Origin of the sequence: Xanthobacter autotrophicus ATCC 700552 (assembly GCF_043194565.1) — a bacterium.
Classification (GTDB): domain Bacteria; phylum Pseudomonadota; class Alphaproteobacteria; order Rhizobiales; family Xanthobacteraceae; genus Xanthobacter; species Xanthobacter autotrophicus_F.
In genome coordinates, this window is sequence record NZ_JBAFVS010000008.1 from 84,386 (window position 1) to 105,070 (window position 20,685).

General features: G+C 68.5%; 21 protein-coding genes. 7 read left to right on the top strand and 14 right to left on the bottom strand.

Annotated elements, in window-relative coordinates; genetic code table 11:
- Positions 1-20 precede the first annotated feature (20 nt).
- From V5F48_RS10840 to V5F48_RS10850, 3 genes are read left to right on the top strand one after another with little or no spacing between them, the layout of a single operon-like run.
- Complete coding sequence (locus tag V5F48_RS10840; RefSeq protein ID WP_394258715.1) at positions 21-248, top strand: hypothetical protein; 228 nt, start codon at positions 21-23, stop codon at positions 246-248.
- The gene (locus V5F48_RS10845) at positions 238-519 is read left to right on the top strand and encodes a type II toxin-antitoxin system RelE/ParE family toxin (RefSeq protein ID WP_394258716.1); all 282 of its coding nucleotides are present in this window, start codon (positions 238-240) and stop codon (positions 517-519) included. Before V5F48_RS10840 ends, V5F48_RS10845 begins: the two co-directional genes overlap by 11 nt.
- Before the next feature lie 8 nt (positions 520-527).
- Entirely contained in the window at positions 528-1,004 is a 477-nt protein-coding gene (locus tag V5F48_RS10850; protein ID WP_394258717.1) for a GNAT family N-acetyltransferase, read from the top strand.
- Positions 1,005-1,043: 39 nt separating this feature from the next.
- Here the strand turns inward: V5F48_RS10850 and V5F48_RS10855 are convergent, their stop codons facing one another.
- Complete coding sequence (locus V5F48_RS10855) at positions 1,044-2,879, bottom strand: ABC transporter transmembrane domain-containing protein (RefSeq protein ID WP_394258718.1); 1,836 nt, start codon at positions 2,877-2,879, stop codon at positions 1,044-1,046.
- Between the two features lie 91 nt (positions 2,880-2,970).
- Between V5F48_RS10855 and rpmE the strand changes: the two genes are divergently transcribed.
- A complete protein-coding gene (rpmE, locus tag V5F48_RS10860) occupies positions 2,971-3,195 on the top strand; it encodes a 50S ribosomal protein L31 (protein WP_012112862.1) in 225 nt (74 codons plus the stop codon).
- A 108-nt stretch (positions 3,196-3,303) separates the two neighbouring features.
- On the opposite strand, the gene V5F48_RS10865 is transcribed toward rpmE, so the two are convergent.
- Both V5F48_RS10865 and V5F48_RS10870 read right to left on the bottom strand, forming a co-directional pair.
- Positions 3,304-3,717, bottom strand: coding sequence for a hypothetical protein (locus V5F48_RS10865; RefSeq protein ID WP_394258719.1), 414 nt, complete (start codon positions 3,715-3,717; stop codon positions 3,304-3,306).
- A gap of 302 nt (positions 3,718-4,019) precedes the next feature.
- Positions 4,020-4,202 (bottom strand): DUF1192 domain-containing protein, encoded by a 183-nt coding sequence (locus tag V5F48_RS10870; protein ID WP_394258720.1) that lies wholly within the window; start codon positions 4,200-4,202, stop codon positions 4,020-4,022.
- A 282-nt stretch (positions 4,203-4,484) separates the two neighbouring features.
- On the opposite strand from V5F48_RS10870, the gene V5F48_RS10875 reads away from it, so the two are divergent.
- Positions 4,485-5,495: an NAD(P)H-quinone oxidoreductase gene (locus tag V5F48_RS10875; RefSeq protein ID WP_394258721.1), complete on the top strand. Its 1,011-nt coding sequence runs from the start codon at positions 4,485-4,487 to the stop codon at positions 5,493-5,495.
- A 40-nt stretch (positions 5,496-5,535) separates the two neighbouring features.
- On the opposite strand, the gene V5F48_RS10880 is transcribed toward V5F48_RS10875, so the two are convergent.
- The gene (locus V5F48_RS10880; protein WP_394258722.1) at positions 5,536-5,787 is read right to left on the bottom strand and encodes a hypothetical protein; all 252 of its coding nucleotides are present in this window, start codon (positions 5,785-5,787) and stop codon (positions 5,536-5,538) included.
- A 182-nt stretch (positions 5,788-5,969) separates the two neighbouring features.
- On the opposite strand from V5F48_RS10880, the gene V5F48_RS10885 reads away from it, so the two are divergent.
- Positions 5,970-7,409: an MFS transporter gene (locus V5F48_RS10885; RefSeq protein ID WP_394258723.1), complete on the top strand. Its 1,440-nt coding sequence runs from the start codon at positions 5,970-5,972 to the stop codon at positions 7,407-7,409.
- Here V5F48_RS10885 and V5F48_RS10890 read toward each other — a convergent pair.
- The 3 genes from V5F48_RS10890 to V5F48_RS10900 form a co-directional block, all read right to left on the bottom strand.
- Positions 7,403-8,182 carry an RlmE family RNA methyltransferase gene (locus tag V5F48_RS10890; protein WP_394258724.1) on the bottom strand — a complete coding sequence of 260 codons (780 nt, stop codon included), beginning with the start codon at positions 8,180-8,182 and terminating at the stop codon, positions 7,403-7,405. The genes V5F48_RS10885 and V5F48_RS10890 overlap by 7 nt on opposite strands.
- Positions 8,179-9,525, bottom strand: coding sequence for a Ppx/GppA phosphatase family protein (locus V5F48_RS10895; RefSeq protein WP_394258725.1), 1,347 nt, complete (start codon positions 9,523-9,525; stop codon positions 8,179-8,181). Before V5F48_RS10895 ends, V5F48_RS10890 begins: the two co-directional genes overlap by 4 nt.
- Before the next feature lie 147 nt (positions 9,526-9,672).
- Positions 9,673-10,422 (bottom strand): transaldolase family protein, encoded by a 750-nt coding sequence (locus V5F48_RS10900; protein WP_394258726.1) that lies wholly within the window; start codon positions 10,420-10,422, stop codon positions 9,673-9,675.
- A 272-nt stretch (positions 10,423-10,694) separates the two neighbouring features.
- Between V5F48_RS10900 and V5F48_RS10905 the strand changes: the two genes are divergently transcribed.
- Positions 10,695-11,060 carry a hypothetical protein gene (locus V5F48_RS10905; RefSeq protein WP_138401642.1) on the top strand — a complete coding sequence of 122 codons (366 nt, stop codon included), beginning with the start codon at positions 10,695-10,697 and terminating at the stop codon, positions 11,058-11,060.
- A gap of 33 nt (positions 11,061-11,093) precedes the next feature.
- Here V5F48_RS10905 and V5F48_RS10910 read toward each other — a convergent pair whose 3' ends face one another.
- The 7 genes from V5F48_RS10910 to V5F48_RS10940 form a co-directional block, all read right to left on the bottom strand.
- Positions 11,094-11,567, bottom strand: a complete 474-nt coding sequence (locus tag V5F48_RS10910) for a DUF2023 family protein (protein ID WP_394258727.1) — start codon at positions 11,565-11,567, stop codon at positions 11,094-11,096.
- Positions 11,546-12,028, bottom strand: coding sequence for a flavodoxin FldA (gene fldA, locus V5F48_RS10915; protein WP_138401643.1), 483 nt, complete (start codon positions 12,026-12,028; stop codon positions 11,546-11,548). Before fldA ends, V5F48_RS10910 begins: the two co-directional genes overlap by 22 nt.
- Positions 12,029-12,438: 410 nt before the next feature.
- The gene (gene gltS, locus V5F48_RS10920) at positions 12,439-13,647 is read right to left on the bottom strand and encodes a sodium/glutamate symporter (RefSeq protein WP_394258728.1); all 1,209 of its coding nucleotides are present in this window, start codon (positions 13,645-13,647) and stop codon (positions 12,439-12,441) included.
- Between the two features lie 171 nt (positions 13,648-13,818).
- A complete protein-coding gene (locus V5F48_RS10925) occupies positions 13,819-15,282 on the bottom strand; it encodes a GntP family permease (protein ID WP_394258729.1) in 1,464 nt (487 codons plus the stop codon).
- 3 nt (positions 15,283-15,285) lie between these two features.
- Positions 15,286-16,305, bottom strand: a complete 1,020-nt coding sequence (locus tag V5F48_RS10930; RefSeq protein WP_394258730.1) for a patatin-like phospholipase family protein — start codon at positions 16,303-16,305, stop codon at positions 15,286-15,288.
- 180 nt (positions 16,306-16,485) lie between these two features.
- Complete coding sequence (locus V5F48_RS10935; RefSeq protein ID WP_394258815.1) at positions 16,486-19,518, bottom strand: efflux RND transporter permease subunit; 3,033 nt, start codon at positions 19,516-19,518, stop codon at positions 16,486-16,488.
- A gap of 59 nt (positions 19,519-19,577) precedes the next feature.
- The gene (locus V5F48_RS10940; RefSeq protein ID WP_394109038.1) at positions 19,578-20,657 is read right to left on the bottom strand and encodes an efflux RND transporter periplasmic adaptor subunit; all 1,080 of its coding nucleotides are present in this window, start codon (positions 20,655-20,657) and stop codon (positions 19,578-19,580) included.
- Positions 20,658-20,685: the final 28 nt, after the last annotated feature.

Sequence of the window (20,685 nt, forward strand, 5' to 3'; positions counted from 1 at the left end):
ATTGTGCTAGGATTTGAGCCATGAACAAGCGGCTTGAAATCCTGGTGCAGCGGCTGAGCAAGTGGCCGGAGGATGCCCAGGCGGAGGCAGTGCGCCAGCTCGAACGCATCGAGCAGGAGCGGGTCGTTCCCGCTGATCTTTCTCCGGAGGAACACGCTGCGATCGATGCCGCCCTGGAAGACGTGGAAGCTGGCCGGCTTGCCACGGACGCTGAAGTGAAAGCCCTGTTTCGCCGCCATGGCGCATGAGCTGCGCTATTCCCGTCGCGCCCTCGACGATCTCGATGCGATTTTTACGCACATCACCCGCGACAGCCCCAACGGTGCCGCGACGGTCGTTCGCAGGATCCAGAACGCGGTCGATGCCTTGCGCGATTTCCCGTCGAGCGGGCGACCGACAGCGCGCAAGGATATCCGCCTTTTGACCGTTTCCGGTCTGCCGTTTCGGATCTTTTATCTTCTGCGGCCCAATGTGGTCATCATTCTCCATGTGCGCCACACGTCGCGCCGGCCACTCTGAATCACGCCATGCCCTACACCATCGCGCCCGCTTTGCCCGCCCATCGTCCCGCCATGGCGCAGCTGTGGGTGGAGAGCTGGGCGAAGACCCTGCCCGAGATCGATTTCGAGGCCCGCCGGCCGTGGCTGGAAAGCCATCTCGATGCGCTTGCGGCTGGGGGCGCGCTGATTCGGGTCGCCCTCGACGGGCAGGAGGACGGGGATCGGCGAGGGGATGGAGCCGTGGTGGGGTTCGTGGTCATTCATCCCGGCACCGGATATCTCGACCAGCTGGCCGTCGCCCCGCGCGTCTGGGGCCGGGGCGCGGCCGAGGCGCTGATGGACGAGGCGCGGCGGATCTCCCCTGCCCTCGTCGCCCTGGACGTGAACCAGGACAATCCCCGCGCGGTGCATTTCTACGAGAAGATGGGGCTCGCCATCGTCGCCGAGGGCGAGAACCCCATGTCCGGCCGCCGCACCTTCCGCATGGAATGGCGCGGCACCTGAGCGCTACCCTCTCGGCCCCGCTCAGGCGCCAGGCGCGCCTTAAGCCGCCGCGTTGAACTGCAGCTGGGCGAGCCGGGCGTAGAGGCCGCCCTTGGCCACCAGTTCGGCGTGGGTGCCCTCATCCACAATGCGGCCGGCCTCCATGACGAGAATGCGGTCGGCTTCCAGCACGGTGGCCAGCCGGTGGGCGATCACAAGCGTGGTGCGCCCCTCCATGGAGCGCTCCAGCGCGGTCTGCACCAGGGTCTCGCTTTCCGCGTCCAGCGCGCTCGTCGCCTCGTCGAGCAGCAGGATGGGGGCGGCCCGCAGGATGGCGCGGGCGATGACGATACGCTGGCGCTGGCCACCGGAGAGCGTCACCCCCCGCTCGCCCACCGGGGTGTCCCAGCCCTGCGGCAGGCGCGCCACGAACTCGTCCACCGCCGCCGCCTGTCCGGCGGCCTCCACCTCGGCGTCGGTGGCATCGGGGCGGCCCAGGCGGATGTTGGCGCGCACGGTATCGGCGAAGATGGCGACCTCCTGCGGCACCAGCGCGATCTGCCGGCGCACGTCCACCGGATCGGCGGTGCCGATGTCCATCTCGTCCAGCAGGATGCGCCCGGCCTGCGGATCGTAGAAGCGCTCCAGCAACTGGAACACGCTGCTCTTGCCGGCGCCGGACGGCCCCACCAGCGCCACCCGCTCGCCGGGCCGGACGGTAAAGGAGATGCCGTGCAGGGCGTTGTCGTCGGCGCGGGTGGGATAGGCGAAGGACACCTCGTCGAACCTGATGGCACCGGACAGCCGCGCCGGCAGCGCCACGGGATGGGCCGGAATGCGGACCTGCGGCTCCACCTTCAGCAGTTCGCCGATGCGCTCGGCAGCACCGGCGGCGGCGGAGACCTCGCCCCAGGTCTCGGACAGATTACCCAGCGAAGCGGCGGCCAGCACCGCATAAAGCACGAACTGGCTGAGCGCCCCCGAACTCATGGTGCCGGCGAGCACCGACTGGGCGCCCGCCCACAGCACCGCGACGATGCTGGCGGTGATGAGGAAGATGGCGACGCCGGTGAGCCAGGCCCGCGCCCGCGTCGCATCCTGCGCGGCGGTGAAGGCCTCTTCCACCGCCCCGTCGAAGCGCGCCCGCGCGGCGCCTTCCGCGCTGGAGGATTGCAGCGCCCGCATGCCGTTGAGCGCCTCGGCGGCATAGGCGGAGGCATCGGCCAGGGTGTCCTGGGCATGGCGGGTGCGCCGGCGCACCTTGCGGCCCGAGGCCACCAGCGGCAGCACGATGAGGGGGATGGCCACCAATACGAGGGCCGAGAGGCGCGGGCTGGTCACCACCATCATGGCGATGCCGCCCACGCACAGCACGAGGTTGCGCAAGGCGGTGGAGGCGGAGGCGCCCACCGCCGACTTGAGCTGGGTGGTGTCCGCCGTCAGCCGCGAGGTCAGCTCCCCGGAGCGGGCGGTATCGTAGAAGGCGCCGTCCAGAGTCACCAGACGGGCGAAGACGGCGGTACGCAGGTCCGACACCACTCGCTCGCCCAGCGTGGTCACGAGGTAATAGCGGGCGGCGGAGGCGGCAGCGAGCACCGCCGCGACCGCCACCAGCACGGCGAAATAGCGATCCACCAAAGCAGCATGGTCGGCGGCGAAGCCGAAATCGATCATGCGCCGCACCGCGAGCGGCAGCGCCAGCGTCGCCAGCGCCGCCACCAGGATGGCGACCAGCGCCGCCGCCACCCGGCCGCGATAGCGCGACAGGTAAGGGGCAAGGCCCCTCAGCGGTTTCAGGTTGGCCTTGCGGCGCCGGGAGGCTTCGCCTTCGGGCGCGTCGTTTTTCGGCGCGTTCTTGGGGGCAGTTGAGGTGTCGGCTTGTGTCAAAGCATGCACTCGGTTATAGACCCGCCACTTCCGTCAGGAACCGAAATTGACGCTGCCGGACCCCGGGAGGGCGTCGGCGTGGCGATAAAGGATTAAACCAATGAAGAGCGACATCCACCCCGATTACCACTTCATCAAGGTGGTGATGACGGACGGTTCCGAGTACACGACCCGGTCGACCTACGGCAAGGAGGGTGACACCCTTCAGCTCGATATTGACCCGCGCACCCATCCCGCGTGGACCGGCGGCACCCAGCAGCTGATGGACCGCGGCGGCCGCGTTTCCCGCTTCAAGAGCAAGTTCGGCGCCCTGCTGAAGGGCTGATCGGCACCCGCCGCGTTATCCGGCCCTGCGTATTTGCGTCGCAGGGCCTGACGGTGCGGCTTTGCCGTCCTGGCGCAGGGGAACCCTTGCGCCAACCAGTTCATCGCATCACCAGTTGAAGCCGCGGGCGATTGTGCCGCCGTCGCGGCTTTTTGCGTTGCGTGGTGTGCCGGCGGTCTCCATCGCCGCTGCCGCCTGAAGGCGCGCGGCGAGCATGCCGCAGAGCGTCGCGAGCTCCAGCGCCCCGATCCGGGCCGCCGCCGGCAGGCGTTCGACGAGCCCGGACGGCAAGGCCAGATGAAGCCGCTCCGCTTCACGCTGAACGCGGTCCGGCGCCATGTCCCCGTCGCTTAGCATATCGAGCATCAGCAGCGCCGAGGACGCATCCAGGACGAGCCGTCGCAGGGCGGCGGCGGCAGATGGGTCGAGCGCAGTCGAGGACAGGCGCGCCTGCGCGGAGGCAAGCCTCTCCATGCCGCTGCTGAAGATGGTGGTAGACGCCGCCCCGTCCCGGTCCCGCACTGCCGCACTCCTCACACAAGGGCGTGCATCAAGCGGAATGGGGCCGCGCGCGTAAAGGGGCCAAGCCGGCAAAGGGCTGGGGATATCGGGCACCCCGCGCAAAGAAGAGCCGCCTTGCGGCGGCTCCGAAGTCTGACAGGGAGAGTTGCCAGGTACTCGATCCAGGTACTTGAACCAGATACTCGGTCACATGTCCGGTCAGGTGTTGGGAGGAACGCTGCGGACAAGTGGAGTTTGGCAGGCAGGGATTAAGACCGTCTTAACGCGTCGCCTTTAGAAACCCTGCCCCCCGGTCATTGCCCCTACAATTTGAACGCGGCATCCGCCGCCGCCCGCGAGGCGAGCTTGGCTTCGAGCGCCGTCTCCAGGCGCGAGATATCCGCCTTGAGGTCGGCGATGCGTTGTTCGATCTCGTCCACCGACAGGCGCGAGATATCCGCCGCAATCAGCGGCGCGCGCGGCGGGGGCAAAGCGTCGTCATCCATTGGCATCTTGCATTGGCATCTTGCGCGCCCCTCCCTATTGTCGCCTCGCATGGCGGAACGGACTTCAGGTCCGAACCGCCTCCTCCTATTTTGCCCGTCCCCGCCTCGGTTGAAAGAGGCCGCACGCAACAGCCGCCTTGACGGGAAACCGGCCGGACCGGCCGGAGCATGTCTCGCCCCGCCGCGCCCCAAGGTCGTTGCCCCCAAGGTTATTGTCCAAAGGTCCTTGCCGAAAGGTCGCTCGCCTCAGGTGCCGCGCCGCCCGTTCTTCCGGAGCCGTCCATGTCGTCTGCTGCCCCATTACCTGAAACCATGACCGCCATCCTCATCTCCGCGCCCGGCGGGCCGGAAGTGCTGGTGCCCGGCAGCCGCCCGGTGCCCGCCCCCGCCCCCGGCGAGCTGCTGGTGAAGGTGGAGGCCGCCGGCATCAACCGGCCGGACGTGATGCAGCGCAAGGGCCTCTATCCGCCGCCCCCCGGCGCCTCCGACATTCCGGGCCTGGAGATCGCCGGCACCGTGGTGGCCCTCGGCGAAGGCGCGAGCCGCTTCAAGGTGGGCGACCGGGTGTGCGCCCTCGTCACCGGCGGCGGCTATGCGCAATATTGCACCACGAACGAGGCCACCGCCCTGCCCATCCCCGAGGGGCTCAGTGCGGCCGAGGCCGCGGCCCTGCCGGAAACCGCCTTCACCGTGTGGAGCAACATCTTCGAGCGGGGCCAGTTGAAGGCGGGCGAGACGCTGCTGCTGCACGGCGGGTCCAGCGGCATCGGCACCACGGCCATCCAGCTGGCCAAGGCCTTCGGCGCCCGGGTGGTGGTGACGGCGGGATCGGACGAGAAATGCGCCGCCTGCCTGAAGCTGGGCGCGGACCTGGCGGTGAACTACCGCACCCAGGATTTCGTGGCCGAGGTGAAGAGCTTCACCGCCGGCAAGGGCGCCAACGTGATTCTCGACATGATCGGCGGCCCCTACATCCAGAAGAATTACGAGGCCGCGGCCCAGGACGGGCGCATCGTGCAGATCGCCTTCCAGCAGGGCGCCAAGGCCGAGGTGGACTTCATGCGCCTCATGCTGAAGCGCCTGACTCACACCGGTTCCACCCTGCGCTCGCGCCCGGTGGCGGAGAAGGCGGCGCTGACCGCCGCCATCGTGGAGAAGGTGTTTCCGCTGATCGCGGCAGGTCAATACCGCCCGGTGATGGACGAGACCTTCCCGCTCAAGGACGCCGCATCCGCTCACGCCCGTATGGATGCGAGCGCGCATGTGGGCAAGATCGTCCTGACGGTGGACTGACGAACCCGTCGGAGGGGCAAAGGCGCGCGCCTTTCGCCCCTCAGGGCCGCCAATCGGCGGGCGGCGCGCCGCTGCGCTGGATCGCCTCGATCACCTCACGCTGACGGCGATCCGTGCGCTTCATGTGCACGGCGATGACCGCGTGGGCCGACGGCACCAGGAGCAGGGGCGGAAAGATCAGGCCGAGCAGGATGCACGGCACGATCATGATCAGGTTGATCAGGGCCGAAATCGGCTGTCCGTTCACCAGCAGGCCGAGCGGCGGAAGCAGAGCGGCGAGAATGTAGATCATGGTCGCGTCAGGCCCTCCTTAAAGGCCTCGGCATCCATATGGTGTGGCTGTGTGCGCCCGCAAGGCATCGTGAACGTCCGCTGCCGTAGCGGATGGTTGATCACGGCGTGCGGAGCCCCTATTGGAAACGCCCGGCGCGACGCGACGCTCTGCCCCGCAGGCGCGACCCCACGGAAATGCCCATGCCGCGCCACGCGCTGCCGCCGCAAGTTCTCATCCCCCTCATCGTCGCCTGCGCCCTGTTTATGGAACAGGTGGACGCGACCGTGATCGCCACCTCCCTGCCCGCCATCGCCGCCGACCTGAAGGAAGACCCGGTGGCGCTCAAGCTGGCGCTCACCTCCTATTTGCTCTCCCTCGCCGTCTTCATTCCGGCCAGCGGCTGGGCGGCGGATCGCTACGGGGCACGCACGGTTTTCCGGTCCGCCATCGTGATCTTCACCGTGGGCTCGATCCTGTGCGGGCTTTCCACCTCGCTCACCGACTTTGTGCTCTATCGCATCGTCCAGGGCATGGGCGGAGCCATGATGGTGCCGGTGGGGCGCCTGGTCATCCTGCGGTCGGTGCCGAAGACGGAACTGGTGTCCGCGCTGGCGTGGCTCACCATTCCGGCGCTGCTGGGGCCGGTGTTCGGGCCGCCGCTGGGGGGCTTCATCACCACCTATTTCGACTGGCGGCTGATCTTCTTCATCAACGTGCCCATCGGGGTTCTGGGGGTGTTCCTCGCCACCCGCTTCATCGAGAACGTGCGGGAAGAGGACGTGCCGCCGCTGGACCTGAAGGGCCTTGTCCTGTCCGGCATCGGCCTCGCCGGCCTCGTCTTCGGCTTCGCCGTGCTGGGGCAGGAACTGGTGCCGGTGTGGGCTGCCCTTGGGGTGGCCGGCGTCGGCGCGGTCGCCTTGTGGCTCTATGTGCGCCACGCGCGGGTCACCCCCCATGCGGTGCTGGACCTGAACCTGTTGCGGCATTCCTCGTTTCGCGCCGGCGTGGTGGGCGGCTCCCTGTTCCGCGTGGGCATCGGCGCCCTGCCCTTCCTGCTGCCGCTGATGCTCCAGCTGTCGTTCGGCCTGTCGCCCTTCGCCTCCGGCCTGCTCACCTTCGCCGCCTCGGCCGGCGCCCTCGTCATGAAATTCACCGCCGCGCCCCTGCTGCGGCGGCTCGGCTACAAGCGTGTACTTGTGGTCAATGCGGCCGTCGGTGCCGGCTTCATCGCCGTGAATGCGGCGTTCACGCCGTTCACACCCCATTGGGTGATCGTGATGGTGCTGCTGGCGGGCGGCTTCCTGCGCTCGCTCCAGTTCACCGCGCTCAATGCCCTGAGCTATGCGCAGGTGGAGCCGCAGGAGATGAGCCGGGCCACTTCCTTTGCCAGCGTGGCGCAGCAGGTATCATTGTCCTGCGGCGTGGCGCTGGCCGGCTTCGTGCTGGAGACCCTGCGCGCCGACCGGGGCGAGATGACGGTGACCCAAGGCGACTTCGCCGCCGCCTTCCTGGTGGTGGCGGTGGTCAGCCTCCTGAGCCTCGCCTATTTCGTCCGGTTGCCTAAAAATGCCGGCGCGGAACTCACCGGCCGCAAGCCCGACCTCGCCGACCCGCGCAGCGAGGTGGGACCCGATCACTGATCCCGGGGGGCCTCTCCCAAGGCAGCCTCGGGCGCGTCCGTCTCGGCATCTTCCGCTTGCGCCAAACCCGCCTCTGCCAGCACAGCATCACCCCGGAAGCCGGTGGCGAGCACGTAAAGCTCGGCCGAATCGGCGCGGCTCGCGGCCGGCTTCACATGGCGCACCTGCGTGAAGTCGCGCTTGAGATTGGCCAACAGCGTGGCTTCCATGCCGCCCTGGATCACCTTGGCGAGGAAGGTCCCGCCCGGCGCCAGCACCTGGCGGGCGAAATCCACGGCAAGCTCCACCAGGCCGACGATGCGCAGATGGTCGGTCTTCTTGTGGCCGGTGGCGTTGGCCGCCATATCGGACATGACGAGGTCGGCCTGTCCGCCCAGCATGGCCATGAGCCGCTCCGGCGCCTCGGGGGTCAGGAAATCCATCTGGGCGAATTCAACGCCGGGAATGGGCTCGATCTCCAGCAGGTCGATGGCGACGATCTTGCCCTGCCCGTCCTCCAGGCCGATCTTCTTCGCCGCCACCTGGCTCCAGCCGCCGGGGGCGGCGCCGAGATCCACGATGCGCATGCCGCGCTTCAACAGCCGCGCCTTCTCGTCCAGTTCGATGAGCTTGAACGCCGCGCGTGAGCGCCAGCCCTCGCGCTTGGCGCGGGCGACGTAGGGATCGTTGAGCTGGCGCTGCAGCCACTTCTGCGAGGACGTGGTGCGGCCGCGCGATTTTTTCACGCGCACTTTCAGGGGCCGGCCGTCGGGCCCGCGGGGTGGTGTGGTCACGCGCGTGCATCTCCGGGGGAGGTGCCGGCGGTGCGGTTGCGCCGCCAGGCGCCGTCTGCCCGCATCAACTGCACCAGCATGCCCTCGCGCAAGCCCCGGTCCGCCACCCGCAGGCGATCGGCGGGGAAAACCCGGCGCACCGCCTCCATGATGGCGCAGCCGGCCAGCACCAGGTCCGCCCGCTGGGCGCCGATGCAGGGATTGGCCACCCGCTCCTCAAACGACATGCACATGAGGCGTTCCACCACCTCACCGATGTGGCTGGCGCCGAGCCACGCGCCGTCCACCCGGGTGCGGTCGTAGCGGTCGAGGCCGAGATGGATGCCGGCCACCGTGGTCACGGTGCCGGAGGTGCCGAGCAGGTGCAGCCGGCCGGGGGCGCGCACGCCCCAGCTCTGGCGTACGCCGTCCAGCATGCCGCAGACCTCGTCCACCATGGCATGGAACACATCGGGCGATACCCGGACACCGCCATGCCGCTCGGACAGGGAAACCACGCCCACCGGCAGCGACACCCACGAGCGGATGCGGGCGCGCGGCGGCCCGTCATCCCCGGCCGAGCGCCGGCCGAGCCACACCACCTCGGTGGAGCCGCCGCCGATGTCGAACAGCACGGCGCCGTCGCAGGTGGGGTCCACCAGCGGAGCGCAGCCGGTGGCGGCGAGCCCCGCCTCGGTGCGGCGGTCCACCACTTCCAGTTGCAGGCCGGTGCGCTCTTCTACCCGCGCGCAGAATTCAGCGCCGTTATCGGCGGCGCGGCAGGCTTCAGTGGCGACGATGCGGGCGCGGGTGACGCCGCGCAGGTCCATCTTGCCTGCGCAGATCTCCAGCGCCGCCACGGCCCGGGTCATGGCCTCGTCGCACAGGCGGCCGGTGGCGGTCAGCCCCTCGCCGAGGCGGACGATGCGCGAAAACGCGTCCACCACCCGGAAGCTGCGGGCGGTGGGCCGCGCCACCAGCAAGCGGCAATTGTTGGTGCCAAGATCGATGGCGGCATAGACCGCGCCGGCGCTGCCGGCAGCATGATACGGCGCGGGATGCGCGCTGGCCGGCGCCTGATTCGCGGAAACCGGGGGAGCACAAAGGGGAAGCGGACCGGGAGCAGGGTTCTGGCCGGGAGAAGCAATCGGCTGGCGGGACGGCCCCTCTCCGGAAAATTCGGAGCCGGGAGAATCGGAGCCGCGAGAATCAGAGCAAGGAGAAGCGGAGCCGGCGGCCGAATCTGTGCCCGCAGCCGCAGGCCCCGTCGTCCCGCGGCGTGCATCCGTTACGCATTCCGTAACGGCACGCTCGCGGCAAGACTGCCCCGGACCCGCCCCGGGTCCGTGCGTCTCGTCCCTCATGTCCATCCCCTCGCCGCAAGGCGGAAACATGCGCTCAAGCCCGCCGCTGGGTCAGCGACCGGCTGCGCCTTGCGGCCATTTTAACAGCGCGCGCGATGTGTGCAATGCCGGGACCTGCCTCCAAAGAAGGCAATGCCCCGGAAAAGGTCACTCGGCGGCGGCGCGGCCCGTCAGGTCGAGGGTGAGGCCGGCGGCCAGCGCATCGGCGCGGAAGGCCTTCACCGCGTCGAGGGACAGCTCGGCGGCGGTGCGCGAGCCCATGGCCGGCAGCTTCTTCAGCACGTCGGCGGGGGCGGTGATGATGTGGCAGCCCATCTCATCGGCCTCGATCACGTTCCACACCTCGCGGGTGGAGGCCCAGATGACCTCCACGTTCTTCGTCTCGTTGGCGAGGGCCACCGCCCGCGAGATGGCGGGCTTGTAGTCGATGCCGAGGTCGGCGAGGCGGCCGGCGAACACCGAGATGATGGACGGCGCGCCGCCGGCCAGCGCCTTCACGCCCTCTTCCACCTGGGGCACGTCGAAGATGGCGGTGAGGTTCACCTTCACGCCGTCATTCACCAGATCGCGCACCAGATCGTAAAGCGTCTCGCCGCGCGTGGTGGAGACCGGCAGCTTGACGTGCACATGCTCGCCCCAGGTGGCGATGACACGGGCTTGGGCGCGCATTTCCGGGATGTCGTCGGAGAACACCTCGAACGAGATGTGCCGGTCCGGCACGGCGGCGACGAGATCGCGGGCATAGGCCTCGTAATCGGTGACGCCGGCCTTGCGCAGCAGAGACGGATTGGTGGTGAAGCCGGCGATGTGGGGCTGCTTGGCCATTTCCACGATCTGCGCCTTGTCGGCCCCGTCGGTGAACAGCTTCACCTTCAGGTCGCTGAGCTTCACGGACATGCTTTTACTCCCTTATCCCGTTTCGGCGCGCATCCTAGAGCAGCCGCCGATGCAGCCGCAATGCAGGCGGGGCGGATAATCGCCCGCCCGTGCGGCAGCGCGATGACGCAGCCGTCACCCCATCTCCCTGCCCCCTCCGCCCTGCCCCATCAACCCTCCATTAACCATGCGGGAAGGTTGGTCCGCCCGGCAACCTCCCGGAAAGGGGCATCCGGCATGCTGCCGTCCATCCGGGGTCCCGGGCTCAGGGTGTCAGACGGTGTGAGGCGGGGATGGTGGCGACGGACATGGTGGAGCGCATGGCGCGCGCGATGCACGCATTCTCCCGGCAGCGCTATCCCCTGCTGGAGCCGTGGGACGAGCTTTCGCCCGAGCGGCGGGCCTACCAGCGTCAGCTGGCCACCCACGCCCTCCAGGCCCTCACCCCCCACGACGTGATCGAGATCACCTCGCGCGCGGCGCCCGAGATCGTCGCCATCCCGGTGGAGCCGACCCCCTGGGCGCTCGCCGAATTGCAGGAAGCCGCCATCGCCGACAACGGCACCGCCATGGATGCGCGGCGCCGCTATCGCTCCTTCCTCGCCACCGCCTCCCTGCCGCTCGCCACCCGCTACGCCGAGAGCGAAGGCGCGCGCTGAGCCCCCGTAGATCAGGGGCGCCGGCGGTTGACCTTATTCGGCCGCAAGGGCCACCGCCTCCGGCTGGCCGCGCCCGGACCGGCTGAGGTAGCGCCGGCACTGCTGCTCCTTGTCGTAGCCCAGCAGGGTGCCGAGCATGAAATCCTCTTCCGCCGTCAGCGTGTTGAGCGGCCGCGTGACCACCGCCCGCGCCACCGCCACGAAGGCCGGACGGCCGAAGAAGACGTTCACCTTTCTCGGGCTCACCTCCTGCACGAAATGGTCGATGCCGTGCCGCCCCAGCCGCGCCAGCACCAGCGGCAGCTCGGCGCGACACAGCGTCATGAGGAAGAGGGCGCGCACGCCCCGCCCGTATTCGTAGACATGGTGCTGGAACAGCCGCATCACCGGCGCGGCGCAGCCCTCCGCGACCGCGGCAACCGGGGCCGGAGGCCACGCGGCCTCCCCGGCGACAAGCGCATCCCCGGGCGCGTCGATAAAGGGGCCTAGAGCAGCTTGCTGAGCCATGCCGTCACCCGTTTGTCGGTCAAGCCGGATTGCGTGTCGAGATCGAGGGCGAGGCCGACGAACTGGCCGTCCCGTTCCGCCGTGGACCCCACGTAGTCGTAGCCGGCCGTGTCGGTGAAGCCGACCACCACCGCACCCAGATCCGTCACCTCGTCATAAAGGATGCCGATGGCATCGACGAAGGAGGTGGGATAGCTCTCCTGATCCCCGGTGCCGAACAGCGCCACCTTCCTGCCCTTCAGGTTGGCACTGCGCAGCTTGTCGATGTTCTCTTCCCAGTCTGTCTGCAATGTTCCGTCGCCATAGGTGGGCGAACCCAGGATGAGCAGGTCGCTATTTTCGAAATCGGCCTTGGTCGCGGTCTTGATGTCCACCGAACGGCCCTGGCATTTCTTTGAAATCTTGGACGCGACCCCTTTCGTGGCTCCGCCATCGGAGCCGAAGATCACCGTGACAATCATGGACTTGTCTCTTTATGGATTGATTCAAATCTGGAAAGGGAATGCCAACCGCCGCGGGCATCCCAACGCGCAAGCAAATGCTAGCCACATGAAATTAACTCAACAACACAGGATATTCACGGATTGAATAATAATAAAATTCGTCGTACCCGTAAGCTGTATTGAAAATGCTCGATCGAGAATTATTATAAATCGACATTCAGTTTCGATTTGTTCTGAATTGAAAAAGGCGCAGGTCGAGCGGCCAGGTTTCGACGGGCCACGTTTCGACGGGTCCCCTGCCGACAGGCCACCTCCGGCCCCGCCGCGCGCGGCGCCTTCAGGGCTCAAAATGGCGCCAGCGTCCGAACGGTGTCGCGCGGCGATCCGTCCCGATCCGCCCAAGCTCTCGTGCCGTGAGCGGTCCGCGCTCAGCGCAGCATGAAGCCGATGACGAGGGCGTTGGCGATGTCGATGAAGAAGGCCGACACCAACGGCAGGATGATGAAGGCGATGGGCGCCGGCCCGTGGGTGCGCGTCACCGCCGTCATGTTGGCGATGGCGGTGGGCGTCGCCCCCAGGCTGATGCCGGTAAATCCCGCCGCCAGCACCGCCGCCTGATAATTGCGCCCCATGGCCGGGAACACCGCGAACAGGATGTAGAGCACCGCCACCAGCGTCTGCAGGCCGAGCACCACGGCCAGCGCCGGCCCGAGGCCCCCCAGCGTCCACAGCTGCATGCTCATGAGCGACATGGCGAGGAAGATCTTCAGCGACAGGTCGGAGATCAGCGCCAGCGCCGGGGTGCGCGCCGGCCACGCCATGCGCGGCATGGCATGGGGCAGCGTGTTGGTAATGATGATGGCCACCAGCAGGCACACCACGAACAGGGGCAGCTTGATGCCGGTCTGCTCCACCAGCCCTTCCAGCGAATAGGCGATCAGGATCACCACGTTCAACACCAGCAGCGCGCTCAGGATGTTGCGATAGGTCACCTTGCCCGCGTCCGGCCCCACGTCGTCGTCGGGCAGGCCCACCATCGGGGGCAGGATCTCGTCGCTGCGCAGCTTGAAGCGGTCGATGAGGATGCCCGCCACCGGCCCGCCCACGAGGCTGGCGATGACGAGGCCCAAAGTGGCGCTGGCGATGCCCACTTCCAGGGCGTTGGGCAGGCCGAAGCGCTCGGAGATCAACGGCGCCCAGGCGATGGTGGTGCCGTGCCCGCCGATGAGCGACACCGAGCCCAGCAGCGGCGCGATGCCGTCCGGCAGGCCCAGCGCCTTGGCCCCGCCGATAGCCACCACGTTCTGAAGGCCCAGATAGACCACGGTGAGCCCCAGCAGGATCAGCAGCGGCCGCCCGCCCAGGGCAAGGTCGGACAGCCGCGCATTGAGGCCGATGCCGGTGAAGAAATACAACAGCAGCATGTCGCGCGCGGCCAGATCGAACGAGATGGCGAGGCCGAGCACGCGATAGCACAAGAGCGTCACCACGGCGGCGAGCAGGCCGCCGGTGACCGCCTCGGGAATGTTCCAGCGGCGCAGCGGCCCGATCACGCCGTTGAGCCCGGCGCCGATGAAATAGACCACGATGGCGAGGGTGAAGGTGAGGAAGCCGGAGACCTCAAAGGTGGCTGGCATGTCTTCCCCCGCGATTCTGGCTGGTGTGGTGGTGTGATTGGATGACGGACGCGGCGGCCCTCCGGCCGCCGCTCAGATCCGCAGTGCGATCCCCCGCTCCCATGGGCGAAGAGCGCGCGCGGCGCGGAAAGTACAACGACTGCCGCCCGCGCGGGCGGCAGTTCACGCCCTTCAGAAGCTGCCGACCAGGGTGCCGAGCCCGATCACCACCACAAGGGCGATGAGCGCACCCACCACCGCCGCCATGACGATATCGAGGTAGCCTTCCTTATGGGTCACGCCGCACACCGACAGCAGCGTCACCACCGCGCCGTTGTGCGGCAGGCTGTCGAGGGTGCCGGAGCCGATGACGGCGACACGGTGCATCAGCGCCGGGTCCATGCCGATCTCGGCGGCGATCTTCATGTAGGTGGGTCCCAAAGCGTCGAGGGCGATGGTGAGGCCGCCGGAGGCCGAGCCGGTGAGCGCGGCGAGGATGTTGGTGGCCACCGCCAGCGACACCAGCGGCCCGCCCTCGATGGACAGCACCCAGTTGCGCACATCGGCGAAGGCCGGCAGCGAGGCGACGATGGCGCCGAAGCCGACGAGGCTCGCCACCGACAGGATGGGCAGCACCGACGCGTTGGCGCCCGCCGTCATGGTGGCGCGTAGCTCCGGCACGCTGCGGAAATTGATGGCGATCACCGTGATGATGGCGGCCGTCAGCGCCACGATCACCGACCACACCCCGCCCACCGCCGAGAGGCTGGTGCCGCCCCACTGGTCGGCGGCCAGGAAGGAGGTGTCCATGCGCGGCAGGATCGCGAACGACATCAGCAGGTTGACCACGATCACCACGACGATGGGCAGGGCCGCGAGGACAATGGGTGGATTCTTGGCGGCCTCGTCGCTCGAATGGATCTCGGAGGGGTCGAACGCGCCGGCCGTGGTGGCCCGCTCGCGTACGATGGGGTCGTCGGCGGCCAGCTCGGCGGATTCGTCGGGCGCCGCGATCAGCGCGCCGAAGCCCTCGCCCTTGGCCCGCGCCGCGTTCTCCCGCAGCTTCAGCCACCACATGCCGAAGCCCAGCATGACCAGCGAGGCGATGATGCCGAGGCCCGGCGCGGCGAACGGCGTGGTGCCGAAGAACGGCATGGGAATGGCGTTCTGGATGGAGGGCGTGCCGGGCATGGCCGACATGGTGAAGGTGGAGGTGCCGAGCGCGATGGCCGCCGGCATCAGCCGCCGCGGCACGCCGGAGGAGCGGAACAGGGCGACGCCCATGGGCGCGAGCACGAAGAAGGCCACGAACAGGCTGACGCCGCCATAGGTGACGATGGCGCCGGCCAGCACCACGGCGAGAATGGCCCGCTGCGACCCGAGCTTCTGGGTCATGGTGTTGGCAATGGAGGTGACCGAGCCGGAATCCTCCATGAGCTTGCCGAACAGCGCCCCGAGCAGGAACAGCGGGAAGAACTGCGCGACGAAATCCGCCGCGTTGCGCATGAAGGTCTGGGTCCAGCTCGCCAGCAGCGGCTCACCGGAAAAGGCGGCCGCGATCAGCCCGGCGATGGGGGCGAGGATGAGGATGCTGGAGCCCCGGAAGGCCAGGAAGATGAGGACGGCGAGGCCGACCAGGATGCCGATGAGACCCATGTGTCACACCCCTTCCAGCAGCACATCGAGATCGACGGAGGATTCAACGCCCAGCTTGTCGCCATAGCGCTCCAGGAACTCCGCACCCGCCTTGCGCCCCTCCTCCTTCAGCATGGACAGGAAGTCCCATTCCGCGTTGAGCTTGGAGGAGAAGCCGAGGGACGACATCAGCCGGTTCGGCACCATGTGGATGCGCATCTTGGCCCACTCGGCGCCCTCGGTGTTGCCGGGATCGGCCACCTTGCGCAGCAGGGCGATCATGCGCAGTTCCTTGAGCAGCACCGAGTTGAACGACACCTCGTTGAGCCGGTTCATGATCTCCGAGGCGGTCTTGGGCGTGCCGGGGCGCTCCACCGGGTTGATGGGGATCAGGATGGTGTCGTCGGAGCTCAGCTCGCGCACCAGCGGCGTCATGGTGGGATTGCCGGAATAGCCGCCGTCCCAATAGGCCTCGCCGTCGATCTCGATGGCCTGGAACATGGTGGGCAGGCAAGCGGAGGCCAGCAGCACGTCGGCCGAAATCTCTCCGTTGCGGAACACCCGGCCGCGCCCGGTGCGCACATTGGTGGCGGTGATGAACAGGCGGATGGGCGACGTCTTCAGCCGCTCGAAGTCGATGCTCTCGTCGAGGATCTTCTTCAGCGGGTTGAGGTTGCCGGGATTGAGGTCATAGGGCGAAAACAGGCGGGACATGATGTCCATACCCACGAACATGGGCGAGGTGTCGATGGTCCAGCGGCCGAGCATCCGGTCGAGCGGTCCGCGCTGGAACGGGCTGAAGCGGGCGGCCTCGGCCACCGTGCGCCAGTAGCGGTCGAGGGCGTCGCGGGCGCCCTGCGCCCCGCCGGCCGCAAAGCCGTCGGCCAGCACCGCGGCGTTCATGGCGCCGGCCGAGGTCCCGGAGATGCCGTCGATCTGGAGCCAGCTTTCCTCCAGCAGCCGATCGAGCACGCCCCAGGTGAAGGCGCCGTGGGAGCCGCCGCCCTGCAGGGCGAGGTCCACGAGAAGGGGGGAGCGGTCCATGGTCACGTCTCCAGTCGGTTTGCCCGCGCCCTCATGGGGCGGGCGCGCTTGCGAGGCTTGGCGTCCCCGTCCCGGGCGTCCAACGTGTTTTTATGGCGCGCGTTTCTTGTGGTTCGAACGCTTTGTCATCCGAATGCCTTGTCATGCCGGTGGGCCAAGCCCACGCATCAAGCCCGCGCGTCAGGCGCGGGCCGGCTTTGGCGTCGCGGTCGCGGCCACCTGCTCGGGACCCGTGTCCGGGCCGAACCAGGCGACATAGAGCGCCGGCAGGAAGATCAGGGTGAGCAGGGTGCCCACCAGCAGGCCGCCCATGATGGCGAAAGCCATGGGCCCCCAGAACACGGTGGGCGCGATGGGGATCATGCCCAGCACCGTGGACAGGGCGGTGAGCATGATGGGCCGGAAGCGGATGGAGGAGGCGTGCACCGCCGCATCCCACACCCTCTTGCCCGCGGCCCGCTCCGCCTCGATCTGGCCGATGAGGATCACCGCATTCTTGGTGATCATGCCGATCAGCGCCAGCACGCCGAGGATGGCCACGAAGCCCAAGGGCCGCCCCGAGGCGAGCAGCGCCGCCACCACGCCGATGAGGCCGAGCGGCGCCACCGACAGCACGATGACGAGGCGCTGGAAGCTCTTCAGCTCGAACATGAGCACCGAGAACATCAAGAGCAGCATCACCGGCACCACCGCCACCACGGAGGCGAGCGAGGCCGCGCTCTCCTCCACGGTGCCGCCAACGGTAATGGCGTAGCCCGGCGGCAGGGTCTGGCGCAGGGCGTCGATCTTGGGTTCAAGCTCGCTCACCACCCCTTCCGGCAGCACGCCGCGCCGCACGTCCGCCTGCACCGTCAGGGTCGGCACCCGGTCGCGGCGCCAGATGGCGGGATAGTCCTGGGCGTAGTCGAAGGTGGCGATCTGGCTGAGCGGCACCGTGCGCCCGCTGGGCAGCGGCACCTGGAGGGTGGAGAGTGTGGCCAGCGACACCCGCTCCTCGTCGGTGGCGCGGGCCACCACGTTGACGAGATAGATGTCGTCGCGCACCTGCGTCACCGCCTGCCCGGACAGCACGGTGTTGAGCACGCCGGCGAGCTGCGCCGTGGACAGGCCCAGCAGGCGCGCCTCGTCCTGGTCCACCTTGATGCGCACCTGCCGCGCCGGCTCGATCCAGTCGTAATTGACGGTCTCGGCCTTGGGGTTGGAGGCTATGACGGCGGCAAGGTCGAAGGCGATGGCGCGCACCTTCTCGATGTCCGGCCCCGAGACGCGATACTGCACCGGCCACCCCACCGGCGGACCCAGCTCCAGCGGCGAGACGCGCGCGACAAGCTGGGGGAAGTCCTCCGCCAGCACCTTCTCCAGCTTGAGCCGGAGGCGGTCGCGCCCGGCCACGTCCTTCGCCACGATCACCGTCTGGGCGAAGAAGTCGTTGGGCAGCTGCACGTCGAGGGGGAGATAGAAGCGGATAGCGCCGCGGCCCACATAGGTGGACCAGCGCTTCACGTCCGGGTCCTTGGCGAGCACGGCGTCGAACGTCTCCGCCACCTTCTCGCTGGCATAGATGGAGGCATTCTGCGGCGAGGCCAGGTCCACCAGCAGTTCCGGCCGGTCCGACGACGGGAAGAACTGCGAGGGAATGAGCGGCAGCGCCAGCACCGAGAGCGCGAACAGGCCGAGGGTGACGGCGATGGTCGCCCAGCGCAGCCGCAGGCAGAAGATGAGGAAGGCGCGGTAGAGCCCCATGACGCCCGTGGGCGGGGCATCGGGATCGGGCACCTTGTCCCTGGCCGGAGCCTTCAGGATCAACACCTGCATCAGCGGGGCGAACAGCACCGCCACGATCCACGACACCAAAAGCGCGATGGCCACCACGGCGAACAGGGTGAAGGTGTATTCGCCCGCCGAGCTGGCGGCGAAGCCCACCGGCACGAAGCCGGCGACCGTCACCAGCGTTCCCGCCAGCATGGCCCCCGCATAGGCCTTGAAGGCGTAGGCCGCCGCCGTCACCTTGTCGTCGCCGGCGGCGAGGCGGGTGAGGGTGGCGTCCGTGGTGGTCATGGCGTCGTCCACCATGAGCGCCAGGGCGATGATGAGGGCGCCCAGCGAAATGCGCTGCATGTCGATGTGGACGAGCTGCATCAGCGCGAACACGATGGCCAGCGTCAGCGGGATGGCGAGGGCCACGATGGCACCTGCCCGCACCCCCAGCGCGATGAACGACACCACGAGGATGATCGCCACCGCCTGCCACAGGCTTTCCATGAACTCGGCGATGGCGCTGTTCACCGTCACCGCCTGGTCCGCCACCAGATGCGCCTCGATGCCCACGGGCAGGTTGGCGATGAGGCGGTTCATGGTGGTGTCGATGGACTTGCCCATGGCGAGGATGTCGCCGCCGTCGCGCATGGCGATGGCAAGGCCGATGGCCGGCTTGCCGTTCACCCGGAACAGGGGCTGGGGCGGGTCCGCAAAGCCGCGGCGCACCGTGGCGATGTCGGCGAGGCGGATGAGCCGGCCGTTCACCACGAAGTTCACGTTGGCCACGTCCGCCTCCGAGGCGAAGGCGCCGGACACGCGGATGGAGATGTTCTCCGCCCCGGTCTGCACCTCGCCCGAGGGGCGCACGATGTTCTGGCTCTGCAGCGCCGACAGCACGGCCGTCCGGTCGATGCCGAGGCTGGCCAGCTCCCGCATGGAGAACTCGATGAAGATGCGCTCGTCCTGGGCGCCGAGGATCTCGATCTTGGAGACGTCCGGCACATGCAGCAGCTCGGAGCGCACGTCCTCCACATGGTCGCGCAGCTCGCGATGGGTGAAGCCGTCGGCGGTGAAGCCGTAGATGATGCCGAAGGTGTCGCCGAACTCGTCGTTGAAGAACGGCCCCACGATGCCCTGCGGCAGGGTGTGGCGGATATCGCCCACGCTCTTGCGCACATGATACCAGAGGTCCGGCACCTCGGCCGCCGTGGCGGAGCCCTTCAGGTGCACGAAGATGGTGGTGGTGCCGGGCTTGGTGTAGCTCTCCAGATAGTTGAGCTGGGGCACCTCCTGGAGCTTGCGCTCCAGCCGCTCGGTCACCTGCCGGAAGGTCTCGTCCAGGGTGGCGCCCGGCCAGTTGGCCTGCACCACCATGGTCTTGATGACGAAGGTCGGGTCTTCCGCCCGGCCCAGGTTCCTGAAGGCCATGATGCCGGCCACCACCGAGATGGCCATGAGATAGATGATGACCGAGCGGTGCTTCAGCGCCCAGGCGGAGAGGTTGAAGCCGCCGCTCACAGCTGCGTCCCCAGAAGGCGCACCTTCTGCCCCGGATGCAGCGCCTGAACGCCCGCCGTCACCACGATCTCGGAGGGCTTGAGCCCCTCGGCCACGCTCACGGTGGCGGGGCTGAAGCGCAGCACTTCCACCGTGCGCAGGGAGACGGTCTGCGCCTTGGGGTCCACCACCCACACCGCCGGCTTGTCATTGAAGCGGGTGAGCGCGCTGGCCGGGATCTCGATCACCGGGCCGGTATCCACCACCACGCGGCCGATGACTGTGGTGCCGAGCCGCAGGCCCTCCGGCGGGTCGATGAGGCCGACGCGCACGCGGAAGGTGCGGGTGACCGGATCCGCCTGGGGCGCCACTTCGCGCACCCGGCCGGTGGCCTTGACCGCGGGATCGCCCGAAAGGGTCACCTCCACCTCGGGATCGCCCGGCAGGGAGGTCAGGAGGGCGGCCGGCACCTCGAACACCGCGTCGCGCCCGTCGCGGCGCGCCACCTCGATCACCGGCTGGCCGGCCTGCACCACCTCGCCGGGCTCGGCCCGCCGCTGGGTGACGACGCCCGCCGAATCCGCCTTCAGCTCGGTGAAGCCGAGGCGATCCTGCGCCATCTGCAACCGCGCCTCGGTGTCCTCGACCTGGGAGCGGGCATTGAGGAAGGCCTGCTCGGCCTGCTCATACTGGGCGCGGGGGGTGAAGCCACGGGCGAGCAGCTGGCGCTGGCGCTCGTACTGGTTGCGGGTCTGGCTGAGATTGGCATTGGCGGCCGACAGCGCCGCCTGGGCCGAGCGCAGGGCGTTCTGCTCGTCCTGGGGATCGAGCCGCGCCAGCACCTGGCCGGGCTTCACCTGGTCGCCCACATTCACCAGACGCTCGATGATGCGCCCGCCGATGCGGAAGCCGTAGGTGGCCTCGTTCTGCGCCTCCACCTGGCCGGTGAGGGTCACCGCATCGCTGGCCGCGCGGCTGGTGGCGAGAATGGTGCGCACCGGGCGCGGCTCGGGCGCCTTCGCCTCCGGCGCCTCGCCGCATCCCGCCAGCAGCAGGGCCCCGCCCAGCGCCAGCGTCGGCATGCCCCACCGGCGCATTTTGACAGCGCCTGCGTTCGGCGCGCGA